General features: G+C 72.7%; 3 protein-coding genes and 1 pseudogene. 2 read left to right on the forward strand and 2 right to left on the reverse strand.

Annotated features, from left to right (window positions below; translation table 11 throughout):
• A pseudogene (locus MFF42_RS20450) lies at positions 1-383 on the reverse strand (TrmH family RNA methyltransferase); the annotation flags it as partial.
• 69 nt (positions 384-452) lie between these two features.
• The gene (croR, locus tag MFF42_RS20455; RefSeq protein ID WP_238257387.1) at positions 453-926 is read right to left on the reverse strand and encodes a MaoC family dehydratase; all 474 of its coding nucleotides are present in this window, start codon (positions 924-926) and stop codon (positions 453-455) included.
• A gap of 200 nt (positions 927-1,126) precedes the next feature.
• Here croR and MFF42_RS20460 point away from each other — a divergent pair, with 200 nt between their 5' ends.
• Together MFF42_RS20460 and MFF42_RS20465 are read left to right on the forward strand one after the other, a co-directional pair.
• The gene (locus MFF42_RS20460; RefSeq protein ID WP_238257388.1) at positions 1,127-1,741 is read left to right on the forward strand and encodes a cation efflux transmembrane domain-containing protein; all 615 of its coding nucleotides are present in this window, start codon (positions 1,127-1,129) and stop codon (positions 1,739-1,741) included.
• 33 nt (positions 1,742-1,774) lie between these two features.
• Positions 1,775-2,277 (forward strand): metallophosphoesterase (locus MFF42_RS20465; protein ID WP_238257389.1); only part of this gene is annotated, 503 nt, incomplete at its 3' end.

A 2,277-nucleotide genomic window follows, 5' to 3' on the forward strand; every position in this document is an offset into this window, starting at 1 on the left:
CGCGGCGTGCTGGCGGTGGGCCTGCGCGGCGCGGCGCCGGCGCCCGAGGCGCTGATCCCGCCCGCACCGCGCAGGCCCACCGCCAGCACGCCGCGATGGATCGGGAAGCCCGCGACCGCGCTCATCACCGCCTTGCCGGCGAGATAGACCGGCGGGCCGTCGACCCTGTCCGCGAAGAGATCGGACAGGCCCTCCCAGCGCTCGGGCGCGAGCAGCACCGATTCCGCCGCGAAGCGGGCATCCCCTGAGAACAGCAGCCGCAGGGTCACCTCGCCCTCGACGATGAAGCGGCCCTGCCGGCCCACGAGGTCGCGCTCGCGCACGTCCCGGTAGGCGGCGAGGCGCGGATCGTCCGGATCGGCGATGGCGATCGGCTCGAACAAGCGGGTGTCGACTTTCGCTCTCGCATCGTCCTTTCCCGAAAGCCGGCAACCAGCTTCCGGGACGATGCGTCAGGCGTGGCCGCCGCCCATGCGCATGGCGAGGGGGTCGGCCTCCTCCTTCTTCGGCACCTTCACCAGGGCCTCGCCGTCGAGCACGACCTCGTCGCCGACGGAGCAGGTGCAGGCGAGCCGGGCGCGGCGGCGCTCGGGGATCAGCTCGGCCACCACGACCTTCACCTCGACGATGTCGCCGATGCGCACGGGCGCGCGGAAGTTCAGGGTCTGCGAGATGTAGACCGCGCCCGGCCCCGGCAGGCGGGTGCCGAGCACCGCCGAGATCAGGCCGGCGGTGTAGAGGCCGTGGGCGATGCGGGTGCCGAAGGGCGTGCGCGCGGCGAAGTGCTCGGAGAGGTGGATCGGGTTGCGGTCGCCGGTGATCTCGGCAAATCCCACCACGTCGGAGGAGGAGATCTCCTTCCTGAGGATCTCGGTGAGCCCGACTTCGAGATCCTCGAAATAGAGCACGCGCAGTTCGGGCAACATGGTCGACGCCTCCCCAATCCGGACAGCCGCTCGGCAGGCGGCTCGGCAATCCTCTGGCTGAGCTTTCGCCTCGCACAGCCGCGCGCGCAAATCCAGACGGACAATAGACCGAGAGGAGTCCCGAGCGGGAAGCCCCTCGACAGGGCCCGGCGCCTCGGGCAATCACCGGCCCGGTTCGATCTGCCTTCGGGAATCCGCCGGTGCCTCGTCTGCCGCCCTCGCCGAGCCTGCGCCCGGTCGTCGCCCGCGTCGCGGCGCTGAACCTCAGCTATTTCGGCATCGAGATCGCCGTGGCGCTGGCCATCGGCTCGGTGGCGCTGATCGCCGACAGCCTCGATTTCCTGGAAGATGCCGCGATCAACCTTCTGATCTTCGCCGGGCTCGGCTGGAGCGTGCGCAACCGGGCGCGGCTCGGCACGCTGCTCGCCGGCATCCTGCTGGTGCCGGGCCTCGCCACCGCCTACGCGGCCTACGAGAAGTTTTCCGCTTTCACCGCGCCGGCCCCGGTGCCGCTGACACTGACCGGGCTCGGCGCGCTCCTCGTCAACCTCGCCTGCGCGCTGATGCTGGCGCGCCACCGCGACGGCCACGGCAGCCTGACGCGGGCGGCCTACCTCTCCGCCCGCAACGATGTCGCCGCCAACGTCGCGATCGTCGTCGCCGGCCTCGTGACCGCGGTGACGCTCTCGCCCTGGCCGGACCTCGTGGCGGCGGCCGGCATCGCCGTGATCAACGCCGATTCCGCCTTCGACGTGCTCAAGGCCGCCCGCCGCGAGTGGCGCGCCGCGGCCGAGGAGTCGCGGGCCTCCGCCTGATCCCTTCCCCTTGTTGTCGAACGCTCGGACGCCGTGCTGCGCCTCTTCCCCCTCTCCGACCTGCATCTCGAACGGCGCCGCCCGGAGATGATCCCGAAGCCCGCCGCCGCCTTCGACGTGCTCGTCTGCGCCGGCGACCTGCACGAGGGGCAGCCCGAGGCCGGGCTCGCCACGGTGCTGACGCTGGCGGGCGGGCGGCCGGTGGTGCTGGTGCCGGGCAACCACGAGCACTACGCCCCGACCGGCGACCCGCGCACCGCACCCGAACTTCTGGCCGCCCTCGCGCACGAGGTCGCGCGGCTGAACGGGCTCGGCAGCCGCATCCACCTGCTCCAGGGCGGCGGGACGGCGGTGATCGACGGCGTGCGCTTCGTCGGCACGACGCTCTGGAGCGACTGGTCGCTCGCCGGGCGCTGGCTCACCGACGACACGCCCGACCGGCCCGACGACCCGGTCGCCTACGCCGCCGCGCGGATGACCGACCCCGTCACCGGTTCGCGGGAGTATCGCGGCTCGATCCGCCGCGCCGACCGCGC

The organism is Methylorubrum podarium (genome assembly GCF_022179745.1).
In the GTDB taxonomy this organism is placed as follows: Bacteria; Pseudomonadota; Alphaproteobacteria; order Rhizobiales; family Beijerinckiaceae; genus Methylobacterium; species Methylobacterium podarium.